The organism is Nocardioides panaciterrulae (genome assembly GCF_013409645.1).
GTDB classification, from domain to species: Bacteria; Actinomycetota; Actinomycetes; order Propionibacteriales; family Nocardioidaceae; genus Nocardioides; species Nocardioides panaciterrulae.
Window position 1 is genome coordinate 2,929,471 of the sequence record NZ_JACCBG010000001.1, and the last position, 20,139, is coordinate 2,949,609.

Consider the following 20,139-nt stretch of genomic DNA (forward strand, 5'->3'; position numbering starts at 1 on the left):
TGGATCAGGGCTCAGAGGTCGTGGACCTGGCCCGCCCGGGCCAGCGACGCCGGCCCGTCGTACACCGCCCGGGCCTCGGCCAGCGCGTCCTGCGGGTCGAACCACGGCGGCACGTGCGTGAGCAGCAGCCGCTGCGCCCGGCCCCGCGCGGCCGCCTCGCCGCAGTCGGTGCCGGTCAGGTGCAGCCGCGGCGGGTTGGCGTCGCCGGAGCGGAAGGACGCCTCGGCGAGCAGCAGGTCGGCGTCCTTGGCGACCGCGTCCAGCCCGGCACACGGGCCGGTGTCGCCGCTGTAGCCCACCGTCGCCCCGTCCGCGGCGACCCGCAGGCCGTACGCCGGCACCGGGTGGTCGACCGCGATCGGCTCGACCGCGAACGGCCCCACCTGGACCGGCCCGTCCCACTCGTGGAAGTCGAACTCCTCGGTCATGCCCGGGTCGACCGGCAGGTCGTAGGCCCGGGCCATCCGGTCCGCGGTCCCGACCGGTCCCCAGACCGGGATCCGCGGCTGGGGGCCGTGGGGGTGGTACTTGCGCAGCACGTAGAAGCCGGCGAGGTCCAGGCAGTGGTCGGCGTGCAGGTGGCTGAGCAGCACGGCGTCCACGGCCAGCGGGTCGGCGTAGCGCTGCAGGGCGCCGAGGGCGCCGCTGCCCAGGTCCAGCAGCACCCGCCAGGTCCGGCTGCCGGTGCCGTCGTCGTGCTCGGCCTCGAGCAGGTAGCAGCTGGCCGGCGAGTCAGGCCCGGGGTAGGACCCCGAGCAGCCGACGACCGTCAGCCTCACGGGCGGACCCGTCCCCCGGCGAACTGCGAGGCGGCCGCCATCTCCGCGCCCAGGAACCGCCGGCCGATCGTCTCGAACTCCTCGGGGGCCCCGGTCGTCCAGAAGTCGTACGCCGGGTCCCCGGTCTCGCGCATCAGGCCGGTGCGGACCAGCATCTTGTAGACGTCCTTGGCGCACTCCTCGGCACTGCTGACCAGCGTCACCTGGTCGCCGACGACGTAGGAGATCACGCCGGTGAGCAGCGGGTAGTGGGTGCAGCCGAGGATCAGCGTGTCGACCTCGGCGGCGACCAGCGGGTCGAGGTACTCGTGGGCGGCGGCGAGCAGCTCCTCGCCGCCGGTGATGCCGCGCTCGACGAACGGCACGAACAGCGGGCACGCCCGGGTCACCAGCTCCACGTGCGGGGCGGCGGCGAAGGCGTCCTCGTAGGCCAGCGACTCCGCGGTGGCCCGGGTGCAGATCACCCCGATCCGGCCGGTCCGGGTGGCCGCGACCGCCCGGCGGGTGGCCGGCAGGATCACCTCGACCACCGGCACGTCGTACCGCTCCCGGGCGTCGCGCAGCATCGCGGCGCTGGCGGAGTTGCACGCGATGACCAGCGCCTTCACGCCGCGCTCGACGAGGTGGTCGAGGCACTCAAGGGCGTACTCGCGCACCTCGCCGATCGGCTTGGGCCCGTACGGCGCCCGCGCGGTGTCGCCGACGTAGGCGATCGACTCGTGCGGCAGCTGGTCGATCACCGACCGGGCCACCGTGAGGCCGCCGAAGCCGGAGTCGAAGATGCCGATGGGCGCATCACGCCGCTCGGGGCTGCTCAGGACCGACACAAGAGCACAGGCTAGATCAGCGCGGCGACGGACGTCAGGGCATCGGTGTCCTCGGCCCGTGGCGCGGTGACCGCGATCTCAGCGCGAGCCGGGCCGGGCCCGGGCTGATGGCCTTCAGGCCCTGACGCGGCCGCGGACTGCCCTAGGCTCTGGGGATGGAGCTCGACTGGCGTGTCGGGGCGGTGGGCGAGGTGCTCACCGCCGCCGAGAACGCCTCCCCCGTCGAGGCCGTGGAGGCGGTGAGCCGCGCGCTCGGGCTGGCCCTCGGCGCCTCGGCGGTGTCCTTCCTCATCGCCGATCTCTCCGGGCGCGGGCTGGTCCGGCTGGCGTACGTGCCGCTGACGACCACCGACCGCACGCGCGGGGGACACCCGGCGGAGGCCGAACGCTGGAACGCGCGCGAGCGGGCCATGGTGCTGCCCTTCGACGGAGGCCCGGAGGAGCAGGCGGTGGTCACCCAGGAGGTGCGGGTGGTCCCTCCGGCGACCGAGTTCTCCGACCCGCGGCATCCGCTCCAGTGGCGGGTCCTCGCCCCGGTGACCGAGCGTGGTGAGGTGATCGGTCTCCTCGAGTTCCTGCTTCCGGACATTCCGTCGGTCCGCACGACCCAGCAGGTGGCCCATCTGGCGCATCTGCTCGCGTTCGTCGTGATCGCCAACCGCAGGCACACCGATCTCTACGAATGGGGTCAACGCACCCGACCGCTGAGCCTGTCGGCGGAGATCCAGCACCGGCTGCTCCCCGGCCCCCAGACGTGCGAGGCCGGAGCGTTCACGCTGGCGGCGTGGCTCGAGCCGTCCGCGCAGATCGCCGGCGACACCTTCGACTTCAGCCTGGACCGCGACCTGCTGCACCTGTCCCTGACCGACGCGATGGGACACGGCGTCGCGGCCGCGCTCAGCGCGACGCTGTGCGTCGGAAGCCTGCGCAACACGCGGTACGTCGGAGCGACCCTCCTCGACCAGGTCGCCACGGCGAACTCCGAGTTGCACGACCACACGGCTGCGACCGGCCAGGAGGACTTCGTGACCGGCTTGATCGGCCGGGTCGACCTGGCGAGCAGCTCGATGGAGCTGGTCAACGCCGGGCACGTCTCGCCGTACCTCGCCCGCGGCCCGGACATCATGCCCGTGGAGCTGCCCGCGGACCTCCCGCTCGGGTTGTTCCCCGACACCACCTATCGCAGCACCCAGCTCGTCCTGCGCCCGGGCGACCGGCTCGTCCTGGTCACCGACGGCATGCTCGAGCGCAACGCCACCGGCCTCGACCTCGCCCGGGTGATCGCCGAGAGCCGCGGGTCCCACCCCCGCGACGCCGTCCGGGCCATGGCCGATCGTGTGCTCGAGGTCTGCGGTGGCGCCCTCGGTGACGACGCCACCGTGCTCTGCCTCGACTGGCACGGCGATCATGGGCGCGAGCGGGACACCTTCAACGGCGCCGACATCCACCCGGACTCCGGCCGCTCACCCGGGGGCCGCTGACCTCGGGGCGGGTCGGGGGTCGCGGGCCCCGGAGCGAGGCTGGGCTCAGTCGAACAGCCGCGGCTGCGGTGGCGCCAGCGAGGGGTCGACGCCGTCGAAGAGGCTGCTGACCGACTCCCCGGCGTGCACACCCTCGATCGCCCGCGCGAACAGGTCGGCCACCGAGCGCACCCGTAGCGCGGGCCAGTCCGCCGGCGGCGGCACGGTGTCGGTGGTCACGACCTCGGTGATCATCGGGTGGTCGCGCAGCCGGTCGACGGCCTTGGCGACGAAGAGACCGTGGGTGCAGGCGACGGCGGCCCCGGTGCAGCCCCGCTCGGCGAGCCGGTCGAGCAGCTCGACGATCGAGCCGCCGGTGGCGATCTCGTCGTCGAGCACGATGGCCCGCTTGCCCTCGACGTCCCCGACGATCTCGTCGATCACGACCCGGTCGTCGGCCAGCCGCTTCTTGCTGCCCGCAGCCACCGGCAGCCCGAGCAGCCGGGAGAACTGGGTCGCGGTCTTGGCGTTGCCGAAGTCTGGTGAGACGACCACCGAGTCGGTCAGGTCCTGGGCGAGGAAGTGGTCGGCGAGCACGCCCAGGGCGGTCAGGTGGTCGACCGGCACCGAGAAGAACGCATGCACCTGCGGGGCGTGCAGCGTCATCGTCATCACCCGGTGCACGCCGGCGGTGGCCAGCAGATCGGCCACGAGGCGACCGCCGATGGAGAGCCGCGAGGCGTCCTTCTTGTCCGAGCGGGCGTAGGCGTAGTAAGGCACCACCGCGGTGATCTGGGCGGCCGAGGCACCCCGCGCGGCGTCGACCATCAACAGCAGCTCCATCAGGTGCTCCTGGGTGGGCGGCACGAGCGGCTGGACGATGTAGACGTCCCGCTGCCGGCAGTTGGTCTGCAGCTGGGCCTGCAGGCAGTCGTTGCTGAAGCGGGTCAGCTCGACCGAGGACAGCGGCACCCCGAGGGCGTCGCAGATGGCCGAGGCCAGGCCGCGGTGGGCACTGCCGCTGAAGACCACGATCTCGCGCACGAGCGACTCCAAGTGAGCAGGCCAAGGGGGGCGTGCCCACCCTAGCCGTGCGACGACCTCCGGGCACCACGTCCGGCCCACCGGTGCGGTCGCTCGCCCCCGGACGTCGCGGCGCGTGGCACCACCACTGGGGGTCAGGCCCAGAGCTGGCCCTCGAGCCGGTCCTCGGCCTCGTCGACGGTGCCCTCGTAGGCGCCGGTCGAGAGGTACTTCCAGCCGCCGTCGCAGACGACGAACACGATGTCGGCGCGCTCCCCCGCCCGGACCGCCTTCGCGGCCTGGCCGAGCGCGGCGTGCAGGATCGCGCCGGTGGAGATGCCGGCGAAGATGCCCTCGAGCTCGAGCAGCTCACGGACCCGGCGTACGGCGTCGCGCGGGCCCACCGAGAACCGGGCGTCGATCAGGTCGGCGTCGTAGAGCTCGGGGACGAACCCCTCGTCGAGGTTGCGCAGCCCGTAGACCAGCTCGCCGTAGCGCGGCTCGGCGGCGACGATCCTCACCTCGGGCCGGGCGCGGCGGAAGAATCGGCCGGCGCCCATCAGCGTGCCGGTGGTGCCGAGGCCGGCGACGAAGTGGGTGACCGACGGCAGGTCCTCGAGGATCTCCGGGGCGGTCCCCTCCTCGTGCGCGAGCGCGTTCGCGGCGTTGCCGTACTGGTAGAGCATCACCCAGTCGGGGTGCTCCTCGGCGATCCGCTTGGCCACCCGGACGGCCTCGTTCGAGCCGCCCGCGGCCGGCGAGGAGACGATTTCGGCGCCCCACATCCGCAGCAGCTGGCGGCGCTCCTCGGAGGTGTTCTCCGGCATCACGCACACGAGCCGGTAGCCCTTCAGCTTCGCCGCCATCGCCAGCGAGATCCCGGTGTTGCCCGAGGTCGGCTCCAAGATGGTGCACCCCGGTCGCAGGGTGCCGTCCTTCTCCGCCTCCTCGATCATCCGCAGCGCCGGGCGGTCCTTGATCGAGCCGGTCGGGTTGCGGTCCTCGAGCTTCGCCCACAGCCGCACCTCGGGGGTGGGCGAGAGCCGCGGCAGCCCGACCAGCGGGGTGTGGCCGACGGAGGCGAGGAGGTTGTCGTAGCGCACCGGTCCAGCATGCCACCCGGCGTCCGACGCCCGGGACCCGTCCGGGGCACGACCGGGACCCGTCCCGGCTCGTCCCGACTCGAGCCTGCTCCCGTTCCCGGTTCGACGCCTGACGAACCGTGATCTAATTCACGGGTCACACCGATCTCGGGAGCCACGGGGGCCCCTTCTTTCTCATGCGCCTCCACTCCCCTCGTGAAGGAGCAGCATGCATCGCTGGACACGGGCTCGCGCCCTGACCGCGGCCGGCGCCCTTGCCCTGACCGGCCTCAGCCTGTCTTCGCAAGCCGCCGTCGCGGACTCGTCCCACCCCCACCCGGCACCGACGGCCAACCCGGCCGGCACCGCCGACGACGTCCGCCCCGACAGCCCGGACCTGAACGGCGGCAAGCCGCTGCCGCTGGACAAGGCGGCCTCGCGCCAGGCGATCAAGGAGGCCAACCGCGACGCGCTGCGCGGCCGGCCGATGACCATCGGGCAGCAGAAGACCTGGCTGGCCAACGACGACACCGACGGGTCGGTCTACCTCAAGCGCTACACCCTGCGCGGCGTCGGAAAGCACGTCCAGGTGTGGGTCGCCAACGACCGCGCCTTCCCGACCGACGACTGCCGCAACAACCTCGGCACCACCGACGTCACCGACGCCCAGGTGCACCAGTTCGTGAACGCGTTCGACGACCACATGTACCCGATCGAGTCGAAGGCGTTCTCCAAGCCGCCGCGCCTCGACGGCAGCGAGTCGCTGATCGCCGGGCCGGTCCTCAAGGACCCGAACTACTACAAGGTCGGCAAGCGGCAGTCCGACGACATCGTGGTGCTCGTCGACAACGTCCGGGACGCGAACTTCTACGACCCGACCACGCCCGACGGCCAGACCTACATCGCCGGGTTCTTCTCCTCCCAGTTCAACGACTACACCGGTCGCAACGTGATGACGATCGACGCGTTCGACTGGCGGCACCGCACCGGCGCGAACCCGCCCGACGACAGCTCGGACCCGGCCTGGGCTCAGTGCGGCCTGACCGGCAAGCCGCGCGCCCACGACTACGAGGGCACCTTCGCCCACGAGTACCAGCACCTCCTCGAGCACTACCAGGACTCCGACGAGGTCAGCTGGATCAACGAGGGGCTCTCGGACTGGGCACAGACCGCCACCGGCTACGTGAACCCGAACACCTCCCCGAAGGCCGACGACGCAGACAGCCACCTCGGCTGCATCCAGGGCTACCTGCCCCGCTCGTACGGCGGCCCGGAGAACTCGCTGACCCGCTGGGGCGACCAGGGTGGTCCCGAGATCCTCTGCGACTACGGCGCGGCGTACTCGTTCATGGAGTACCTCGACAGCCACTTCGGCGACGACTTCATGTCGGCGCTGCACCGTGCCCAGGGCAACGGCCTGGCGGGCCTGGACGCCGTGCTGGACCAGTCCGGCAAGAGGATGTCGGCGCAGACCCTGCTGCACCGCTGGGCGGCCGGCCTGGCCCTGGACCACGCCGTGGACCGCAACGGCCACCGGCTCGTGGGCGGCGGGGTGAAGCACTACACCACCGAGACGCTCAAGGCTCGCATCAAGTGGGGCGACCCGCAGGCCTACGACACCCCGGGCGCCCCCTCCAACGGTGCCGACTACGTCCGGCTGCGCGACGCCGCCGGCAAGTTCCTCCCCGCCGGCGACATCGAGTCGATCGACTTCGCGGGGGCCGGCACGCTGCCCACCGACCCGGTGATGTGGAAGGCCGACAGCACCCCGCCCGACTCGGTCCCCGCGGACGCGGACGGCAACGGCACCTGCGACGACGTCAACGCCGGACTGCCCGACGGCACCGGCCCGGCGGCGCTGTGGTCCGACTGCGGTGACGAGCTCGACAACTCCATCGTCCGCCAGGTGACCGTGCCGGCCGACGACCCGACGCTCTCCTTCGACGCGCTCTACGACATCGAGGAGGGCTGGGACTTCGGCATGGCCCAGGTCTCGACCGACGGCGGCGCCAGCTGGAAGAGCCTGGCGCTGACCGACGCGACCAGCGACCACGACCCGGACGCGGAGGCCCGCATCACCGCCCAGCTGCCCGGCCTGACCGGCAGCTCGGACGGCTGGACCACCGAGAAGGCGGACCTGTCGGACTACGCCGGCAAGCAGGTGCTGATCAACTTCCGCTACCTGACCGACGCGGCCTACGAGCTCGGCGGCTTCTGGGTGCGCAACGTCCAGGTGGGCGGCACCACGGTGCCGACCGACTCCCTGGACGGCTGGAAGTCGATCACCCAGACCCACCCGGTCGCGGTGGCCGGCTACACCGTGCAGCTGGTCGGCCTGGGCGGCCGGAAGGCTCCGGCGTACCACAAGACGCTGAAGCTGGACGGCTCCTTCCACGGCTCGCTGTCGGGTGACGCGATCGCGAAGGCGCTCGGCGAGTCCCGGAAGGTCGGCGCGGTCGTCATGTACGACGACCCGACCGAGCTGTCGACGAAGTACGCGCCGTACACCCTGACGGTGAACGGCGTGGCCCAGCCCGGCGGTGGCCAGCAGTAGCACCGCTCGAGCGCGAGCAGCGGGGCCCCACGACTCGGTCGTGGGGCCCCGTTGCGCGTCAGCGCAGGAAGACCGCCGGGTCGAACTCGTCCAGCGGGATGACCCGCACCCGCGGCAGCGCGACGTTGAACGCGCCGACCTCCTCCTCGAGGTCGTGGATGCGCAGCCCCATCGCGGTGAACTGCGCGTTGGCGTACTCCCGCAGCGCGATCACGCCGACCCGACGGTCCTCGCCCACCAGCGCCTTGAGCTGGGGCACGAAGTCGCCGTCGTGGCTGCACAGGAAGACGTCCGCGTCGCGGTCGACGAGCGCCTCGAGGGTGCGCTGGACGCCGATGTCGACGACCTTCTGGTCCGCCCGGCCCGACAGCGGGACCGGGCGGTAGTCCATCGCCAGCAGCGCCTGCACGAACGACGTCGGCAGCTGGCCGTTGGAGGCGTTGAGGAAGAACAGCCCGGTGACCGGCTGTCCCCACACCGCCTCGGCGTAGGCGGTCACGCGCTCCCAGCGCGGCCGCTCGTCGGGGTTCGGGCGGCGGTTGAAGACGGAGTTGCCGAGGGTGGCGTCGATGTTCTCGCCGTCCACCAGGACGAACGTGCGGCGTCCGCCGCCGGGGGTCGACGCGGCGGGGACGGCCGAGGAGGTGGTGCTCATCCGAGCACTCTAGGGTCGCCGGGCGCCCGCGCGCCCGGCGACACCTGGCTGGGTCGACCGGGGCAGGTCAGGCCGCCCCGCCCGCGACCGCGGGCAGCACGACGACCTGGTCGCCGTCGCTGAGCTCGGCCTCGAGGCCACCGATGAACCGGACGTCCTCGTCGTTGACGTAGACGTTGACGAAGCGGCGCAGGTCGCCGTCCTCGATCAGGCGGTCCTTCAGGCCGGGGTGGTTGGCCTCCAGGTCGTCGATCAGCGCGCTCAGGCTGCCGCCGTCGCCGGTGACCGCCTTCTCGCCGTCGGTGTAGGTGCGCAGGATGGTCGGGATCCGGACCTCGATGGCCATGCGGAAGCTCCTCGGTGCTCGGGGGGGTTCTGGGGGGTTCTCAGGTGGGTGTCTCAGGTCAGCTCGGGCACCACGGCGACCACTTCCTCGGTCACCTCGCCGTCGGCGATCCTGTAGGACCTGAACTCCACGGGGCCGTCGTTATTCCCGTGCTCCCGGGTGCTGACCAGCACGTAGTGGGCGCCGGGCTCGCTGGCGAGGCCGATGTCGGTGCGGCTGGGGTAGGCCTCGGTGGCGGTGTGCGAGTGGTAGATCACGACCGGTTCCTCGTCGTTCGCCCACATCTCCTTGTAGAGCTGCAGCAGCTCGGTGGAGTCGAACTCGTAGAACGTCGGGCTCCCGGCGGCGTTGACCATCTCGACCACGCGCTCGGGCCGGTCGGTGCCCTCCGGGCCGGCGACGATGCCGCAGGCCTCGTCGGGATGGTCACGCCGGGCGTGGGCCACGATCGCGTCGTACGTCGCCTGGGAGATGGTCAGCACGGGGGCCAGCCTATTTGCCGCCCGGTCGGCGGGGTCCGCCCGGGGCCACGATGCGGACGGTCGACCGGCCGCCCCGGTGCGGAGCCGGGCTCAGCAGTCGAAGGACGCCTTCACGTGGACCTGGGTGTGCGGCTTGATCCCGGTGGCGTCGGCATCGACCTGCCCGCCCTTGCCGCTGTCGTCGACCTGCACGTGGCCCGAGCCCGGCTGGGTGGTGTAGGTCACCTTGTCGGCGGTCACGACGGCGCTGGCGTGGTCGAAGCCGTTGCCCTCGGCATACATCGAGAGGGTGAAGCCCTTGCCCGCGGCCTGGTAGAACGCCGGCGGTCCGGAGGTGTTCTCGGTGGTGGCGAAGCCCTTGCCCTTCCACGTGGCCTGCACGTCCCCGGTGAGCGCGACCTGCACCCGGCAGCTGGTGCGGGCCTCCGTGGTGGCCGCGGCGCTGGGCTCGGCCGCGGAGGCGCTGGCGTCGCTCGTGCTGTCGTCGCTGCTGCACGCGGAGGCCGTGACGGCCAGGCCGAGGGCGGACACGGTGAGCATGGTGCGGGTGAGAAGACGCATGCGTCCGATCACATCATCCGGCGGACCCGGCCCGGCCGGGTGGGGGTCTGGGGACCGGCCAGGAGGACAGGTCAGGACGAGAGGGCGTCGACGAGCGTCTCCTGCAGGTAGCCCACCCACTCGTAGATGTCGTGCGCCTGGGCCCGCGGATCCTCGTCGGGCAGCGAGTGCCAGTAGGCCTCGTCCCCGTCCTCGACGCCCAGCCGGGTCGCCAGCGCCAGCCGCAGGTCGGTGAACGAGCGCAGCCAGGTCTCCGCGGCCGGCTCGTCCAGCTCGACGTCGATCATCAGCCCGTCCTCGGTGAGCTCCGGCGGCAGGCCGGCCTCCTCGAGGCCCTCGATGATCGTGCAGGCGGCGGCCGCCTTGCCGTCGCGCAGCGCGCCCTCGGTGAAGCGCCGGAACTCCGAGGCCGACTCCTCGTCGCCGGGGTAGGCGGTCGGGAACAGCCGGGCCAGCACCGGGTCCTCGGGCTCGGTGGTCGGCCCCGAGAAGTCCATCAGCGCCTCGAACGGGTCCACGTCGTCGCGAGGCTGGGCCGCCTCGTTGCGCAGCAGCTCGACCAGCTGACCGGCCAGCGACCGCAGCAGGTCGGCCTCGAAGCCGGTGAAGTTCGCGATCAGCCGCCGGCTGCGGCGGTGCCGGGCGAAGCCACCGCTCACTCGGCACGCTCCAGGGTGGCCCACAGGCCGTACTCGTGCATCGCCTGCACGTCGCGCTCCATCTCCTCGCGGCTGCCGGTGCTGACGACCGACTTGCCGTCCTCGTGGACCTCCATCATCAGCTTCTCGGCCCGGGACTTCGGGTAGCCGAAGTACTTCTGGAACACGTAGGTGACGTAGGACATCAGGTTCACGGGGTCGTTCCAGACGATCGTCACCCACGGCACCGCCGGGACGACGACCTCGTCGGAAGTGGGGGTCGGCTCGACCTCGACCGGACTGGCGGCGGACACGTCTCCATCGTGGCACACCCGAGCGGCTCGGCCGGCACCACGCTCGACCACCCGCGGGCCCCCTAGGGTGGCGGCGTGACCTCCACCGCCCTGCTGACCGACCACTACGAGCTCACGATGCTGCAGGCGGCGCTGGGCTCCGGCACCGCCCACCGGCGGTCGGTGTTCGAGCTGTTCCCGCGCCGGCTCCCCACCGGCCGGCGGTACGGCGTGGTCGCCGGCGTCGGCCGCGCCCTGGACGCGCTCGAGGCGTTCCGCTTCGACGACGAGACCCTGGCCGTCCTCGAGGAGATCGTCGACCGGCCGACGTTGGACTGGCTGGCGTCCTACCGCTTCACCGGCGACATCTGGGGCTACGCCGAGGGCGAGACCTACTTCCCCTACTCCCCGCTGCTGACCGTCGAGGCGCCGTTCGCCGAGGCGGTGCTGCTGGAGACCGTGCTGCTCTCGATCTACAACCACGACTCCGCGATCGCCTCGGCCGCCTCCCGGATGACGATGGCGGCCGGGGAGCGACCGTGCATCGAGATGGGCTCGCGCCGCACCCACGAGGAGGCCGCGGTCGCGGCCGCCCGGGCGGCGTACGTCGCCGGCTTCGCCACCAGCTCCAACCTCGCCGCCCGCCGGCGCTACGGCGTCCCGACCGCGGGCACCTCCGCGCACAGCTTCACGCTGCTCCACGACTCCGAGGAGCAGGCGTTCCGCGCGCAGGTCGAGTCGCTCGGGAAGGGCACCACGCTGCTGGTCGACACCTACGACGTCGCCGAGGCGGTCCGGCTGGGGGTGGAGGTCGCCGGCCCCGGGCTGGGCGCGGTGCGCATCGACTCCGGCGACCTCGGCGTGCTCGCGCACCAGGTGCGCGCCCAGCTCGACTCGCTCGGCGCGACCGGCACCCGGGTCATCGTCACCAGCGACCTCGACGAGTTCGCAATCGCCTCGCTCGCCGCGGCCCCCGTCGACGGGTACGGCGTGGGCACCGAGCTGGTCACCGGCTCCGGGCACCCCACCTGCGGCTTCGTCTACAAGCTGGTGGCGCACGAGGACGACACCGGGGAGATGGTGTCGGTGGCCAAGCAGAGCAAGGACAAGGCCTCGATCGGCGGTCGGAAGTACGCCCTGCGGCGCCGCGACCCCCGGGGCGTCGCGGAGGCCGAGGTGGTCGGCATCGGCGAACCACCCGTCGACGACGGCGACGACCGCCCGCTGCTGGTGCCGCTGGTGCGTGACGGCGAGATCGTGGGCCGCGAGCCGCTGCAGCAGGCGCGGGCCAGGCACGAGCGCTCCCGTGCCGAGCTCCCGGTCGCCGCGCAGTCGTTGTCGCGCGGCGAGCCGGTCCTCGAGACCCTGCACGTGGGCGGCTGAGGAGACCGGGATGGCCACGCTCACCTGCGACTTCTTCTCCGAGGCGCTCGAGGTCGGCACCTCGGTCTCCGTGGTGCTCCCCCAGCCCACCCGGGCCCAGATCGGGGTCTCGTCGTCCGGGCCGCTCGGCCCGCCACCGGTGCTCTACCTGCTGCACGGGCTCTCCGACGACCACACCGCCTGGACCCGCTACACCTCCATCGAGCGGTATGCCGCGGCCGCGGGGCTGGCCGTGGTCATGCCCGCGGTGGGCCGCAGCTTCTACGCCGACGAGCGGCACGGGCACCCCTACTGGACCTACGTCTCCGAGGAGCTGCCCGAGGTGGTCCGGACGTTCTTCCGCGTCTCGGACCGCCCCGAGGACACCTTCGTCGCCGGCCTCTCCATGGGCGGGTACGGCGCGATGCGGCTGGCCCTCACCCATCCCGAGCGGTACGCGGCCGCCGCGTCGCTCTCCGGCGCCCTCGACCTAGCCGAACTGGTCCGCAAGCCCGAGCGGCGCGAGCTCTTCGCCCGGGTCTTCGACGGCCACCCGGCCCCGGAGGAGGACCTCCTCGAGCTGCTCGGGCGCCGCCGGGGCGAGCGGCTGCCCGCCCTGCACGTCTCCTGCGGCACCGGGGACGCCCTGCTCGACGGGACCCAGCGGTTCGCGGCCGCGGCCCTCGAAGCGGGGGCGGACGTCACCACCGACTACCGCCCCGGCGACCACGAGTGGGGGTTGTGGGACGCGGTGGTCCGCGACGTGATCGACTGGCTTCCCCGGCGTACCTCCCCCGCCTGAGGGCGCCGGCCTGAGGATGCTGGCCGGAGGATGCTGGCCTGAGGATCCTGGGCCTGCCGGGCCGGTTGTGGCTAGGCTCCCGGCATGAAGCGCGCACTGGTCGTGGTCGACGTGCAGAACGACTTCTGCGAGGGCGGGTCGCTGCCGGTGGCCGGCGGCGCGCAGGTCGCGCACGACATCGCCGAGCTGGTGCACCACTGGGCGGCCAAGGACCTCGACGCGCCCGACTACGCCCACATCGTGGCGACCAAGGACCACCACGTCGACCCGGGCGCGCACTGGTCGCGCGAGCCGGACTTCGTGCAGAGCTGGCCGGTGCACTGCCGGGTCGGCACCGACGGGGAGGCGTTCCACCCCAACCTCGACCCGCAACCGTTCGACGCGATCTTCCTCAAGGGCGACCACGCCGCGGCGTACTCCGGCTTCGAGGGGCGGACCACCTCCGGCACCTCCCTGGCGGACTGGTTGCGCCGGCACGAGGTGACCGACCTCGACGTGTGCGGGATCGCCACCGACCACTGCGTGCGGGCCACGGCGCTGGACGCGGTGACCCACGGCTTCCGCACCCGGCTGCTGCCGGCGCTGTGTGCCGGCGTCGCGCCGGAGACCACCGAGCGGGCGCTCGAGGAGATGCTCGAGGCGGGCGTGAGCGTTGGCTGACGCGGACCGACCGGGAGTGGCGGGCCTGGAGGTACGGGCCGAGGACGGCGCCCTGTGGTTGCGGCTCGACCGGCCGGAGGTGCTCAACGCGCTCAGCGGGGCGCTGGCCGACGCGCTCGCCACCGCCCTCGAGGCGGCGACCGCCCGCGACGACGTCCGGGTGGTGGTGCTGACCGGCACCGGTGCGGCGTTCAGCACCGGCGCCGACATCGCCGGCCCGGAGGCGCACGCCGGCCTCGACGTCACCGCGCTGGACCGGGCCAACCGGATCATCCGGGCGATCACCCGGCTGGACACGCCGGTGCTCGCCGCGGTCAACGGGATCGCCGCCGGCGTGGGCTGCTCGATCGCGCTGGCCGCCGACGTGGTGGTCGCGGCGGAGTCCGCGTCGTTCCTGCTGGCCTTCGCGCGGGTCGGGCTGATGCCGGACGGCGGCGCCACCGCCACGGTCGCCGCCTCGATCGGCCGCGCCCGGGCGATGCGGATGGCGCTGCTGGCCGAGCCGCTCACCGCGCGGGAGGCGTACGACGCCGGCCTGGTCACCCACCTCGCCGCCGACGCCGACTTCCCCGACCTGGTGGCGACCCTGGCGCGCCGGCTGGCCGCCGGTCCCCCGCTCGCCCTCGCCGCCGCCAAGAAGGCCGTCAACGCCGCCACGCTCCCCCACCTCGACGACGCCCTCGAGCGCGAGCGCACCGGCCAGTCGGTCCTGCTCCGCACCGCCGACGCCGCCGAGGGCATCGGCGCCTTCGCCGCCAAGCGCCGGCCGACCTTCCGCGGCGAGTAGCCGGCCCTCTGCTTGTAACGCCCGGTTAGGGGCTCGACCGCGCGGGTAGAACGGGCGCGTCGGCCCCCTAACCGGGCGTTACATATGACGGGTCGCCGCGGACCGGAGCTCATCGACGCAGCCGCCGACGGGGCGGGCGCCAGCGCAGCCGCCGGCGGGGCGTCAGCGAAGACGTCGGACGACGTACGGCGCGAGGTCCTCGATCGAGGTTCCGAAGCGCGCACAGGTGTCGGTGTACTCACGCAGGACACGCCGCTTCGTCGCCTCCCGGCGGTCGGGCATGAGGTCGGCCCAGACCGCGCGGGACATGCCGAGCTTGAAGCCGCAGACGAAGTCCTGCCTCTTCTTCTCCGCCCACAAGACGTCAGCCGGATCGCGCTTCGCCACCCCACCCTCGGCCTCGGGCCGGTACTTGAGGTGCCCGTCGAACTCGAAGATCTGACGCCCGACGCGCATGTCGCAGAAGACCACGCGTCCGTCGGCACGCAGCCCGAACTGAGTCTCGACCGGCCCCAGCCCCAGCTCGTCGAGCAGGTCTCGGAACAGCCCCTCACCCACCGACTCCGCCCCCGCGTCGGCGCGGTCCACGCAGTCGCGGACGACGGTGATGTGGCGCCAGCTGCGCATCGGCGCGGCGGCCTCGTGGAGGAGGCTGCGGTCGCCGAGCAGCCTCAGCGCCGAGTCGCAGGCCACCAGCCCGTGGCGCCGCCCGTGCTCGCGGCAGATGTCCACCGCCGTCCGGGCCACGTCGAGCACGGGCAGGCCGTCGATGAAGACGATCTGCTTGGACTCGAAGGGGGCGAGATGGTGCTTGACACCGTGCCGGGTCCGACCGCCCTGGACCCCGAACCGAGTGATGTGGACCAGGGCCGGGGACGCCTCGAGGATGGGCATGCCGTGCAGCAGGGCCGCCGAGTCGTGACTGATCACGTGCGGCATCACCATGTTGAGGCTGGCGGCACGCACCTCCAGCAGCGGACGCTCGCGCGGCTCGAGCGCGTCCCACAGGCTTCGGGTCGTGTAGACGCCGCGGCGGACCGCCACCCACTCCCCCCGACGCACCGTACGTTTGATCTCCTCGGCCGACATCCCGGTGGCCAGCGCCTGACGACGCAGGACGAGCCCACTCTGCTCGGTCATGACGGCCGCGATCCCCTTGTTCATCGCCCCACGGTCGCCACTCCGGCTCCGTCGCGGCGGCCGCTGCCTCTCGACCTGGGGACGAGCGTGCGGGAGCACCCGTTGTGGACGGTTCGCGGGCCGCCCGGCGCACGAACGTGCGACCGCCCGGGCCAAATATGTAACGCCCGGTTAGGGGCTCGAGACACCCGTTCGAACGGGTTCCTGCCACCCCTAACCGGGCGTTACATGCGGTACGACGCCGCCGGCTCAGTCCGGCAGGACCGAGATCACCTTGCCGTCGGAGACCAGCCTCCAGTCCACCGAGGCGAACTGGCTCGGGTCGATGACCTTGTTGGCGGTGACCCAGTCGATGAGCAGCTGGCGGATCTCGTTCTGCCGGTTGTAGACCACCGGCGCGGTCGAGACCGCCGGGAAGCCGCCACCGCCGGACTGGCGGTAGTTGTTGACCGCCATCGCGAACATCATGTCGTCGGTGACCGGCGCCCCGCCGTACGCGAGGTTCTTGATCCGCGACCCCACGGCCTGCGCGATGTCGATGTCGTAGGTCAGCGGCGCGTCCAGGCCGGCGATCGCGTCGTAGTTGTAGTCGGGCGTGCCGTTCGGCGCCGTCGGGGTGACGGCGTTGGTGACCTGGGACATCGTGAACGGGCCGGTCCCGGACACCTGCTTGTAGTAGCGGGCGGAGTACTCCAGGTAGTCCCTGACGTCCTTGCCCGAGACCTTCACGCCGAGCAGCGTGTTGTCGTAGATGTAGAGGCCTGCCACGTCGCGGACGGTCACGTCCCCGGCCTTGAACGAGGCGGCCCGGTTGAACGGCGCCGCGATCGCCAGCACCGGCAGCTTCGCGTCGTCGCCGGTCAGCCCCGCCTTGACCGCGTCGGCCTGGACGTAGTTGACGAAGTCGATGATCGCGACGTCCTCGACCACCGCCCGCGCGGCCGGCATCTCCTCCTTGGAGGTGCCGACGACGGAGTTGACGTAGTCGATGACGGTGTCGTGCTGCTTCTGCACCGCGGCCAGGACCTTGTCATCGGCGTCGACGGTGTTGGAGTTCAGCAGCTGCGAGCCGGTCGCGACCAGGGCCCACTTCTGGCGGCCGTGCTTGGTGTAGACCTCGCGCACCACCAGGTCCATCACGGCCACCCGCATGCCCCAGTAGTACGGCTCGCAGAGCAGCACCTGCTGCCCGGTGTGCTTGTTCTGCACGAACCGCTGCGGGATCTCCACGTGCGCGTGGCCGACCAGGACCGCGTCGACGTGCTTGACCTCGGAGGCCACTAGCGAGGCGGCGTTCTCCGGGTAGGGCAGCGCGTCGCCGTACGACGAGGAGGTGTCGGCGCCCGAGTGCGCCGAGACGATGACGATGTCGCAGCCCTTCGCCTTCATCTCCGGCACGAACTTCTTCGCCTGCTCGACCAGGCCGGGGAACTCCATCTTGCCCTCGACGTTGGCCTTGTCCCAGATCGCGATGCCGGGGTTGGTCAGGCCGAGGATGCCGACCTTGAGGGTCCGCCCCATGCCCACGTGGAAGGTCTTGATGACGTAGGGCTGGAAGACCGGGCGCTTCGTGGCCGGGTCGACGGCGTTGGCGCCCAGCAGCGGGAAGTTCAGCTGCGACTCGAAGGTGCGCAGCGTCTCGATCCCGTAGTTGAACTCGTGGTTGCCGAGCGCGGCGGCGTCGTACCCGACGAGGTTCATGCCGTTGGCCATCGGGTGCGTCGCGCCGCCGGTGATCGGGTCGACCTTGGCGTAGTAGTAGGCCAGCGGGGTGCCCTGGATGGTGTCACCGGCGTCGAGGGTGAGGATCGGCTCGCCGTGACGCTCCTTGCGCATCGCCTTGATCAGCGTGGCCGCCTTGGCCAGGCCGACGTCGTTCTGCGCCTTGTCGTCGTACTCCGCGTCCTTGTAGTAGTCCCAGTTGAAGACGTGGCCGTGCAGGTCGGTCGTGCCGAGCACGGTCAGGCGCACGTGCTTGCTGTGCTTGGTGTAGTGCCGGTCGAGGCGACCGCTGCTGACGTCGGCGAGCGCGGGGTTGGCCACGAAGCCGACGGCAGCGAGCGCCGCGCCGCTGGTGAGCACGGAACGACGCGAGGTCATGGGGTTGGTCATGCGGAGTACCTCTCAGGATTCGGACGGGTCGAGCCGAACAGTTGTACCCCGTGATCTGGCCCACGTCTCGCGGACCACGCCGATCTCCTCAGAAGATCACCCGTTCGGGCTCCCCGTGGGGCAACAACGTCAGCCGCCCCAGCGCTCCGCCAGCGTGCGGACCACCGTGAGGTTCCGGTTGGTCGACACCCCGAGGTGCTGCTCGACCTGGGTGTTGGTGAGCGTCGCCCGGTGGTAGTCCGTGGAGATCAGCAGGTGCACGGCGCGCCCGCCGACCCGGGCCACCTGCCCGGCCGAGCTCCGCTCCTCGAGCGCCGCGATCGCCTCTGCGGAGGGCTCCTGCTTGAGCAGGGAGACGTAGTGCCCGCCCCCGCCGCCGTCCCGGTGCTCGTCGGCGAACCGCTTCGCATCCTCGGCGATCGCGCCCAGCTCCTCCGGCGTGAACGCGATCGTCGGCACCGGGAAGCCGCGGTCGGCCAGGTAGGCCTCCTCGAGGACCTCCTCGACGCGTTCGCGGGAGCGCAGCCGGGAGTCCAGGCGGACGTTGCCGGTGTTGATGTAGGTCTCGACCCGCTGCCCGCCGGCGGCCTCGGTGGCCGCCCGGATCGCGTCCTTCGGGAACTTGCGCGTCGCCCCCAGGTTGATCGCCCGCAGGAACGCGATGTAGGTCGCCATCCGCGCATCATGCCGCAGTCGCGCGTGGCCGGCCTCACGTTCCATTTGCATAGGTTTCCGATGTAAAGTGGGGGCATGGCCACCCCGGAGGAGCTCCGCGAGCTGAGCAGCGACCTGGTCGTGCACGCCGTGCGACTGGTCCGCGCCGTACGCCGGGCCCTCGAGCAGCCCGCCGGCATGCGGGTGCTCTCGCTCCTCGACCAGTACGGCGCGCTCGGCGTCACCCAGCTGGCCGCCGCCGACCGCAGCTCCCAGCCGACCATGTCCGGCGCGATCGCCGGACTCGTCGAGCGCGGCTGGGTCGACAAGCAGCCCAACCCGGCCGACGCCCGCAGCAGTGTCGTGACCCTCACCGACGCCGGGCGCGCCGAGCTGCACCGCATCCGCCGGATGAACGGCGAGTTCGTGGCGGCCCGGCTCGCGGCGGCCCCGCACCCGCACAGCCTCGAGGACCTGGCCACGGCGGTCGCCGTGCTCCGCGACGTCCTCGACGCCGGCCCCGAGCCCAACCCCGGGTCCAGCACCGGGGCCAGCCCCGCGTCGAGCCCAGAGTCCAGCCACGAGTCCAGCCCCGGGCCTCTCCCCGGGTCCAGCACCGAGAAGGGAACCCCGTGACCTCCCCCAGCACCACCCACGGATCGGACGGCTCCGCGTCCGCCGGTTCGTTCCTCAACCAGCCGCGCGCGGTGTGGGCCGTGGCCTTCGCCTGCGTGATCGCGTTCATGGGCATCGGCCTGGTCGACCCGATCCTCAAGGAGATCGCGGCCAAGCTCCAGGCGACGCCGAGCCAGGTCTCGCTGCTGTTCACCAGCTACATGGCGATCATGGGCATCGCGATGCTCGTCACCGGCGTGGTGTCCAGTCGGATCGGGCCCAAGCGCACCCTGCTCACCGGGCTGGTGCTGATCATCGTCTTCGCCGGCCTCGCGGGCTCCTCCGGCAGCGTGGGCGCGGTCATCGGCTTCCGCGCGGGCTGGGGCCTCGGCAACGCGCTGTTCGTCGCCACCGCCCTGTCCACGATCGTCAGCGCCTCGAAGGGCTCGGTGGGCCAGGCGATCATCCTCTTCGAGGCGGCGCTCGGCCTGGGCATCGCCTCCGGGCCGCTGATCGGCGGCCTGCTCGGCGAGCAGTCCTGGCGCGGGCCGTTCTTCGGCGTCTCGGTGCTGATGACCATCGCGCTGATCGCCACCACGTTCTTCCTGCCGGCCACCCCGCCGACCGGCCGTCGTACGTCGCTCGCCGACCCGTTCCGCGCGCTGCGCTACCCCGCGCTGCTGCTGCTCGCCCTCGTCGCGGTCTTCTACAACCTCGGCTTCTTCACACTGCTGGCCGCCGGGCCGTTCGCGCTGCCGACCTTCGGCATCATGCAGATCGGGTGGACGTTCTTCGGCTGGGGCGTGCTGCTCGCGGTCACCTCGGTGTGGGTCGCCCCGGTGCTGCAGCGCTGGTTCGGCACGCTGCCGACGCTGACGACGGTGCTCGCGCTGTTCGCCGTGGACCTCGGGGTGATGGCGGTCTTCGCCGAGCACGAGCCCGTGGTGACGGTGGGCATCATCGTCGCCGGCGCCTTCATCGGCATCAACAACACCCTGGTCACCGAGGCGGTCATGGGCGCCGCCCCGGTCGAGCGCCCGGTCGCGTCCGCGGCGTACTCGTTCGTGCGGTTCACCGGCGGCGCCATCGGCCCGTTCGTCGCGCTGAAGCTCGGCGAGCGCATCGACGTGCACGCCCCGTTCTGGTTCGGCGCGATCGCGGTGGCCGTCGGGGTGGTCGTCGTAGCCGCCGGCTCCCGCACCATCCGCACCGCGCTGCACGGCGGCGCGCCGGCCCCGCACAGCCGGGACGAGGCGGAGGCCGAGCTGGTCGGCGACATCGGCTGAGACATGTAACGCCCGGTTAGG

At 72.1% G+C, this 20,139-nt stretch carries 21 protein-coding genes; 8 read left to right on the plus strand and 13 right to left on the minus strand.

Annotated elements, in window-relative coordinates; genetic code table 11:
* Positions 1-11: 11 nt before the first annotated feature.
* Both BJZ21_RS13945 and murI read right to left on the minus strand, forming a co-directional pair.
* Positions 12-779, minus strand: a complete 768-nt coding sequence (locus BJZ21_RS13945; RefSeq protein WP_179664298.1) for an MBL fold metallo-hydrolase — start codon at positions 777-779, stop codon at positions 12-14.
* Positions 776-1,606 carry a glutamate racemase gene (murI, locus tag BJZ21_RS13950; RefSeq protein ID WP_179664299.1) on the minus strand — a complete coding sequence of 277 codons (831 nt, stop codon included), beginning with the start codon at positions 1,604-1,606 and terminating at the stop codon, positions 776-778. Before murI ends, BJZ21_RS13945 begins: the two co-directional genes overlap by 4 nt.
* Before the next feature lie 155 nt (positions 1,607-1,761).
* Here murI and BJZ21_RS13955 point away from each other — a divergent pair, with 155 nt between their 5' ends.
* Complete coding sequence (locus BJZ21_RS13955) at positions 1,762-3,087, plus strand: PP2C family protein-serine/threonine phosphatase (protein ID WP_179664300.1); 1,326 nt, start codon at positions 1,762-1,764, stop codon at positions 3,085-3,087.
* Positions 3,088-3,132: 45 nt separating this feature from the next.
* Here the strand turns inward: BJZ21_RS13955 and BJZ21_RS13960 are convergent, their stop codons facing one another.
* On the minus strand, positions 3,133-4,110 hold the full coding sequence (locus BJZ21_RS13960; RefSeq protein ID WP_179665704.1) for a ribose-phosphate diphosphokinase: 978 nt from the start codon (positions 4,108-4,110) through the stop codon (positions 3,133-3,135).
* A gap of 134 nt (positions 4,111-4,244) precedes the next feature.
* The gene (locus BJZ21_RS13965) at positions 4,245-5,192 is read right to left on the minus strand and encodes a cysteine synthase (RefSeq protein ID WP_179664301.1); all 948 of its coding nucleotides are present in this window, start codon (positions 5,190-5,192) and stop codon (positions 4,245-4,247) included.
* 208 nt (positions 5,193-5,400) lie between these two features.
* On the opposite strand from BJZ21_RS13965, the gene BJZ21_RS13970 reads away from it, so the two are divergent.
* Positions 5,401-7,725: a M6 family metallopeptidase gene (locus tag BJZ21_RS13970; protein ID WP_179664302.1), complete on the plus strand. Its 2,325-nt coding sequence runs from the start codon at positions 5,401-5,403 to the stop codon at positions 7,723-7,725.
* A 58-nt stretch (positions 7,726-7,783) separates the two neighbouring features.
* On the opposite strand, the gene BJZ21_RS13975 is transcribed toward BJZ21_RS13970, so the two are convergent.
* From BJZ21_RS13975 to clpS, 6 genes are all read right to left on the minus strand, one after another.
* The gene (locus BJZ21_RS13975; RefSeq protein WP_179664303.1) at positions 7,784-8,380 is read right to left on the minus strand and encodes an NYN domain-containing protein; all 597 of its coding nucleotides are present in this window, start codon (positions 8,378-8,380) and stop codon (positions 7,784-7,786) included.
* A 67-nt stretch (positions 8,381-8,447) separates the two neighbouring features.
* Complete coding sequence (locus tag BJZ21_RS13980; RefSeq protein WP_179664304.1) at positions 8,448-8,726, minus strand: MoaD/ThiS family protein; 279 nt, start codon at positions 8,724-8,726, stop codon at positions 8,448-8,450.
* A 53-nt stretch (positions 8,727-8,779) separates the two neighbouring features.
* Complete coding sequence (locus tag BJZ21_RS13985; protein ID WP_179664305.1) at positions 8,780-9,208, minus strand: Mov34/MPN/PAD-1 family protein; 429 nt, start codon at positions 9,206-9,208, stop codon at positions 8,780-8,782.
* A 90-nt stretch (positions 9,209-9,298) separates the two neighbouring features.
* A complete protein-coding gene (locus BJZ21_RS13990; protein ID WP_179664306.1) occupies positions 9,299-9,769 on the minus strand; it encodes a hypothetical protein in 471 nt (156 codons plus the stop codon).
* A gap of 71 nt (positions 9,770-9,840) precedes the next feature.
* Positions 9,841-10,428, minus strand: coding sequence for a DUF2017 family protein (locus BJZ21_RS13995; RefSeq protein WP_179664307.1), 588 nt, complete (start codon positions 10,426-10,428; stop codon positions 9,841-9,843).
* Positions 10,425-10,721 carry an ATP-dependent Clp protease adapter ClpS gene (gene clpS / locus BJZ21_RS14000; RefSeq protein ID WP_179664308.1) on the minus strand — a complete coding sequence of 99 codons (297 nt, stop codon included), beginning with the start codon at positions 10,719-10,721 and terminating at the stop codon, positions 10,425-10,427. Before clpS ends, BJZ21_RS13995 begins: the two co-directional genes overlap by 4 nt.
* A gap of 75 nt (positions 10,722-10,796) precedes the next feature.
* Between clpS and BJZ21_RS14005 the strand changes: the two genes are divergently transcribed.
* The 4 genes from BJZ21_RS14005 (at position 10,797) to BJZ21_RS14020 (ending at position 14,311) form a co-directional block, all read left to right on the plus strand.
* A complete protein-coding gene (locus BJZ21_RS14005) occupies positions 10,797-12,083 on the plus strand; it encodes a nicotinate phosphoribosyltransferase (RefSeq protein ID WP_343052144.1) in 1,287 nt (428 codons plus the stop codon).
* Positions 12,084-12,093: 10 nt separating this feature from the next.
* Entirely contained in the window at positions 12,094-12,864 is a 771-nt protein-coding gene (locus tag BJZ21_RS14010) for an alpha/beta hydrolase (RefSeq protein WP_179664309.1), read from the plus strand.
* Positions 12,865-12,948: 84 nt separating this feature from the next.
* Positions 12,949-13,524 carry an isochorismatase family protein gene (locus tag BJZ21_RS14015; protein WP_179664310.1) on the plus strand — a complete coding sequence of 192 codons (576 nt, stop codon included), beginning with the start codon at positions 12,949-12,951 and terminating at the stop codon, positions 13,522-13,524.
* Positions 13,525-13,540: 16 nt separating this feature from the next.
* Positions 13,541-14,311, plus strand: coding sequence for an enoyl-CoA hydratase-related protein (locus tag BJZ21_RS14020; protein WP_179664311.1), 771 nt, complete (start codon positions 13,541-13,543; stop codon positions 14,309-14,311).
* A 162-nt stretch (positions 14,312-14,473) separates the two neighbouring features.
* Here the strand turns inward: BJZ21_RS14020 and BJZ21_RS14025 are convergent, their stop codons facing one another.
* From BJZ21_RS14025 to BJZ21_RS14035, 3 genes are all read right to left on the minus strand, one after another.
* Positions 14,474-15,451, minus strand: coding sequence for a type IV toxin-antitoxin system AbiEi family antitoxin domain-containing protein (locus BJZ21_RS14025; protein WP_179664312.1), 978 nt, complete (start codon positions 15,449-15,451; stop codon positions 14,474-14,476).
* Positions 15,452-15,700: 249 nt separating this feature from the next.
* Positions 15,701-17,563 carry a bifunctional metallophosphatase/5'-nucleotidase gene (locus BJZ21_RS14030; RefSeq protein WP_179664313.1) on the minus strand — a complete coding sequence of 621 codons (1,863 nt, stop codon included), beginning with the start codon at positions 17,561-17,563 and terminating at the stop codon, positions 15,701-15,703.
* A 129-nt stretch (positions 17,564-17,692) separates the two neighbouring features.
* Positions 17,693-18,238 (minus strand): DUF1697 domain-containing protein, encoded by a 546-nt coding sequence (locus tag BJZ21_RS14035; RefSeq protein ID WP_179664314.1) that lies wholly within the window; start codon positions 18,236-18,238, stop codon positions 17,693-17,695.
* 75 nt (positions 18,239-18,313) lie between these two features.
* Here BJZ21_RS14035 and BJZ21_RS14040 point away from each other — a divergent pair, with 75 nt between their 5' ends.
* Complete coding sequence (locus BJZ21_RS14040) at positions 18,314-18,853, plus strand: MarR family winged helix-turn-helix transcriptional regulator (RefSeq protein ID WP_179664315.1); 540 nt, start codon at positions 18,314-18,316, stop codon at positions 18,851-18,853.
* The gene (locus tag BJZ21_RS14045; protein WP_343052145.1) at positions 18,850-20,118 is read left to right on the plus strand and encodes an MFS transporter; all 1,269 of its coding nucleotides are present in this window, start codon (positions 18,850-18,852) and stop codon (positions 20,116-20,118) included. Before BJZ21_RS14040 ends, BJZ21_RS14045 begins: the two co-directional genes overlap by 4 nt.
* The last annotated feature ends 21 nt before the right edge of the window (positions 20,119-20,139 follow it).

Coding starts and splice junctions, on each gene's coding strand:
- BJZ21_RS13955 (WP_179664300.1), top strand. CDS start 1,762: ATGGAGCTCGACTGGCGTGTCGGGGCGGTGGGCGAGGTGCTCACCGCC.
- BJZ21_RS13970 (WP_179664302.1), top strand. CDS start 5,401: ATGCATCGCTGGACACGGGCTCGCGCCCTGACCGCGGCCGGCGCCCTT.
- BJZ21_RS13975 (WP_179664303.1), bottom strand. CDS start 8,380: ATGAGCACCACCTCCTCGGCCGTCCCCGCCGCGTCGACCCCCGGCGGC.
- BJZ21_RS13980 (WP_179664304.1), bottom strand. CDS start 8,726: ATGGCCATCGAGGTCCGGATCCCGACCATCCTGCGCACCTACACCGAC.
- BJZ21_RS13990 (WP_179664306.1), bottom strand. CDS start 9,769: ATGCGTCTTCTCACCCGCACCATGCTCACCGTGTCCGCCCTCGGCCTG.
- BJZ21_RS14010 (WP_179664309.1), top strand. CDS start 12,094: ATGGCCACGCTCACCTGCGACTTCTTCTCCGAGGCGCTCGAGGTCGGC.
- BJZ21_RS14015 (WP_179664310.1), top strand. CDS start 12,949: ATGAAGCGCGCACTGGTCGTGGTCGACGTGCAGAACGACTTCTGCGAG.
- BJZ21_RS14025 (WP_179664312.1), bottom strand. CDS start 15,451: ATGACCGAGCAGAGTGGGCTCGTCCTGCGTCGTCAGGCGCTGGCCACC.
- BJZ21_RS14030 (WP_179664313.1), bottom strand. CDS start 17,563: ATGACCAACCCCATGACCTCGCGTCGTTCCGTGCTCACCAGCGGCGCG.
- BJZ21_RS14035 (WP_179664314.1), bottom strand. CDS start 18,238: ATGGCGACCTACATCGCGTTCCTGCGGGCGATCAACCTGGGGGCGACG.
- BJZ21_RS14040 (WP_179664315.1), top strand. CDS start 18,314: ATGGCCACCCCGGAGGAGCTCCGCGAGCTGAGCAGCGACCTGGTCGTG.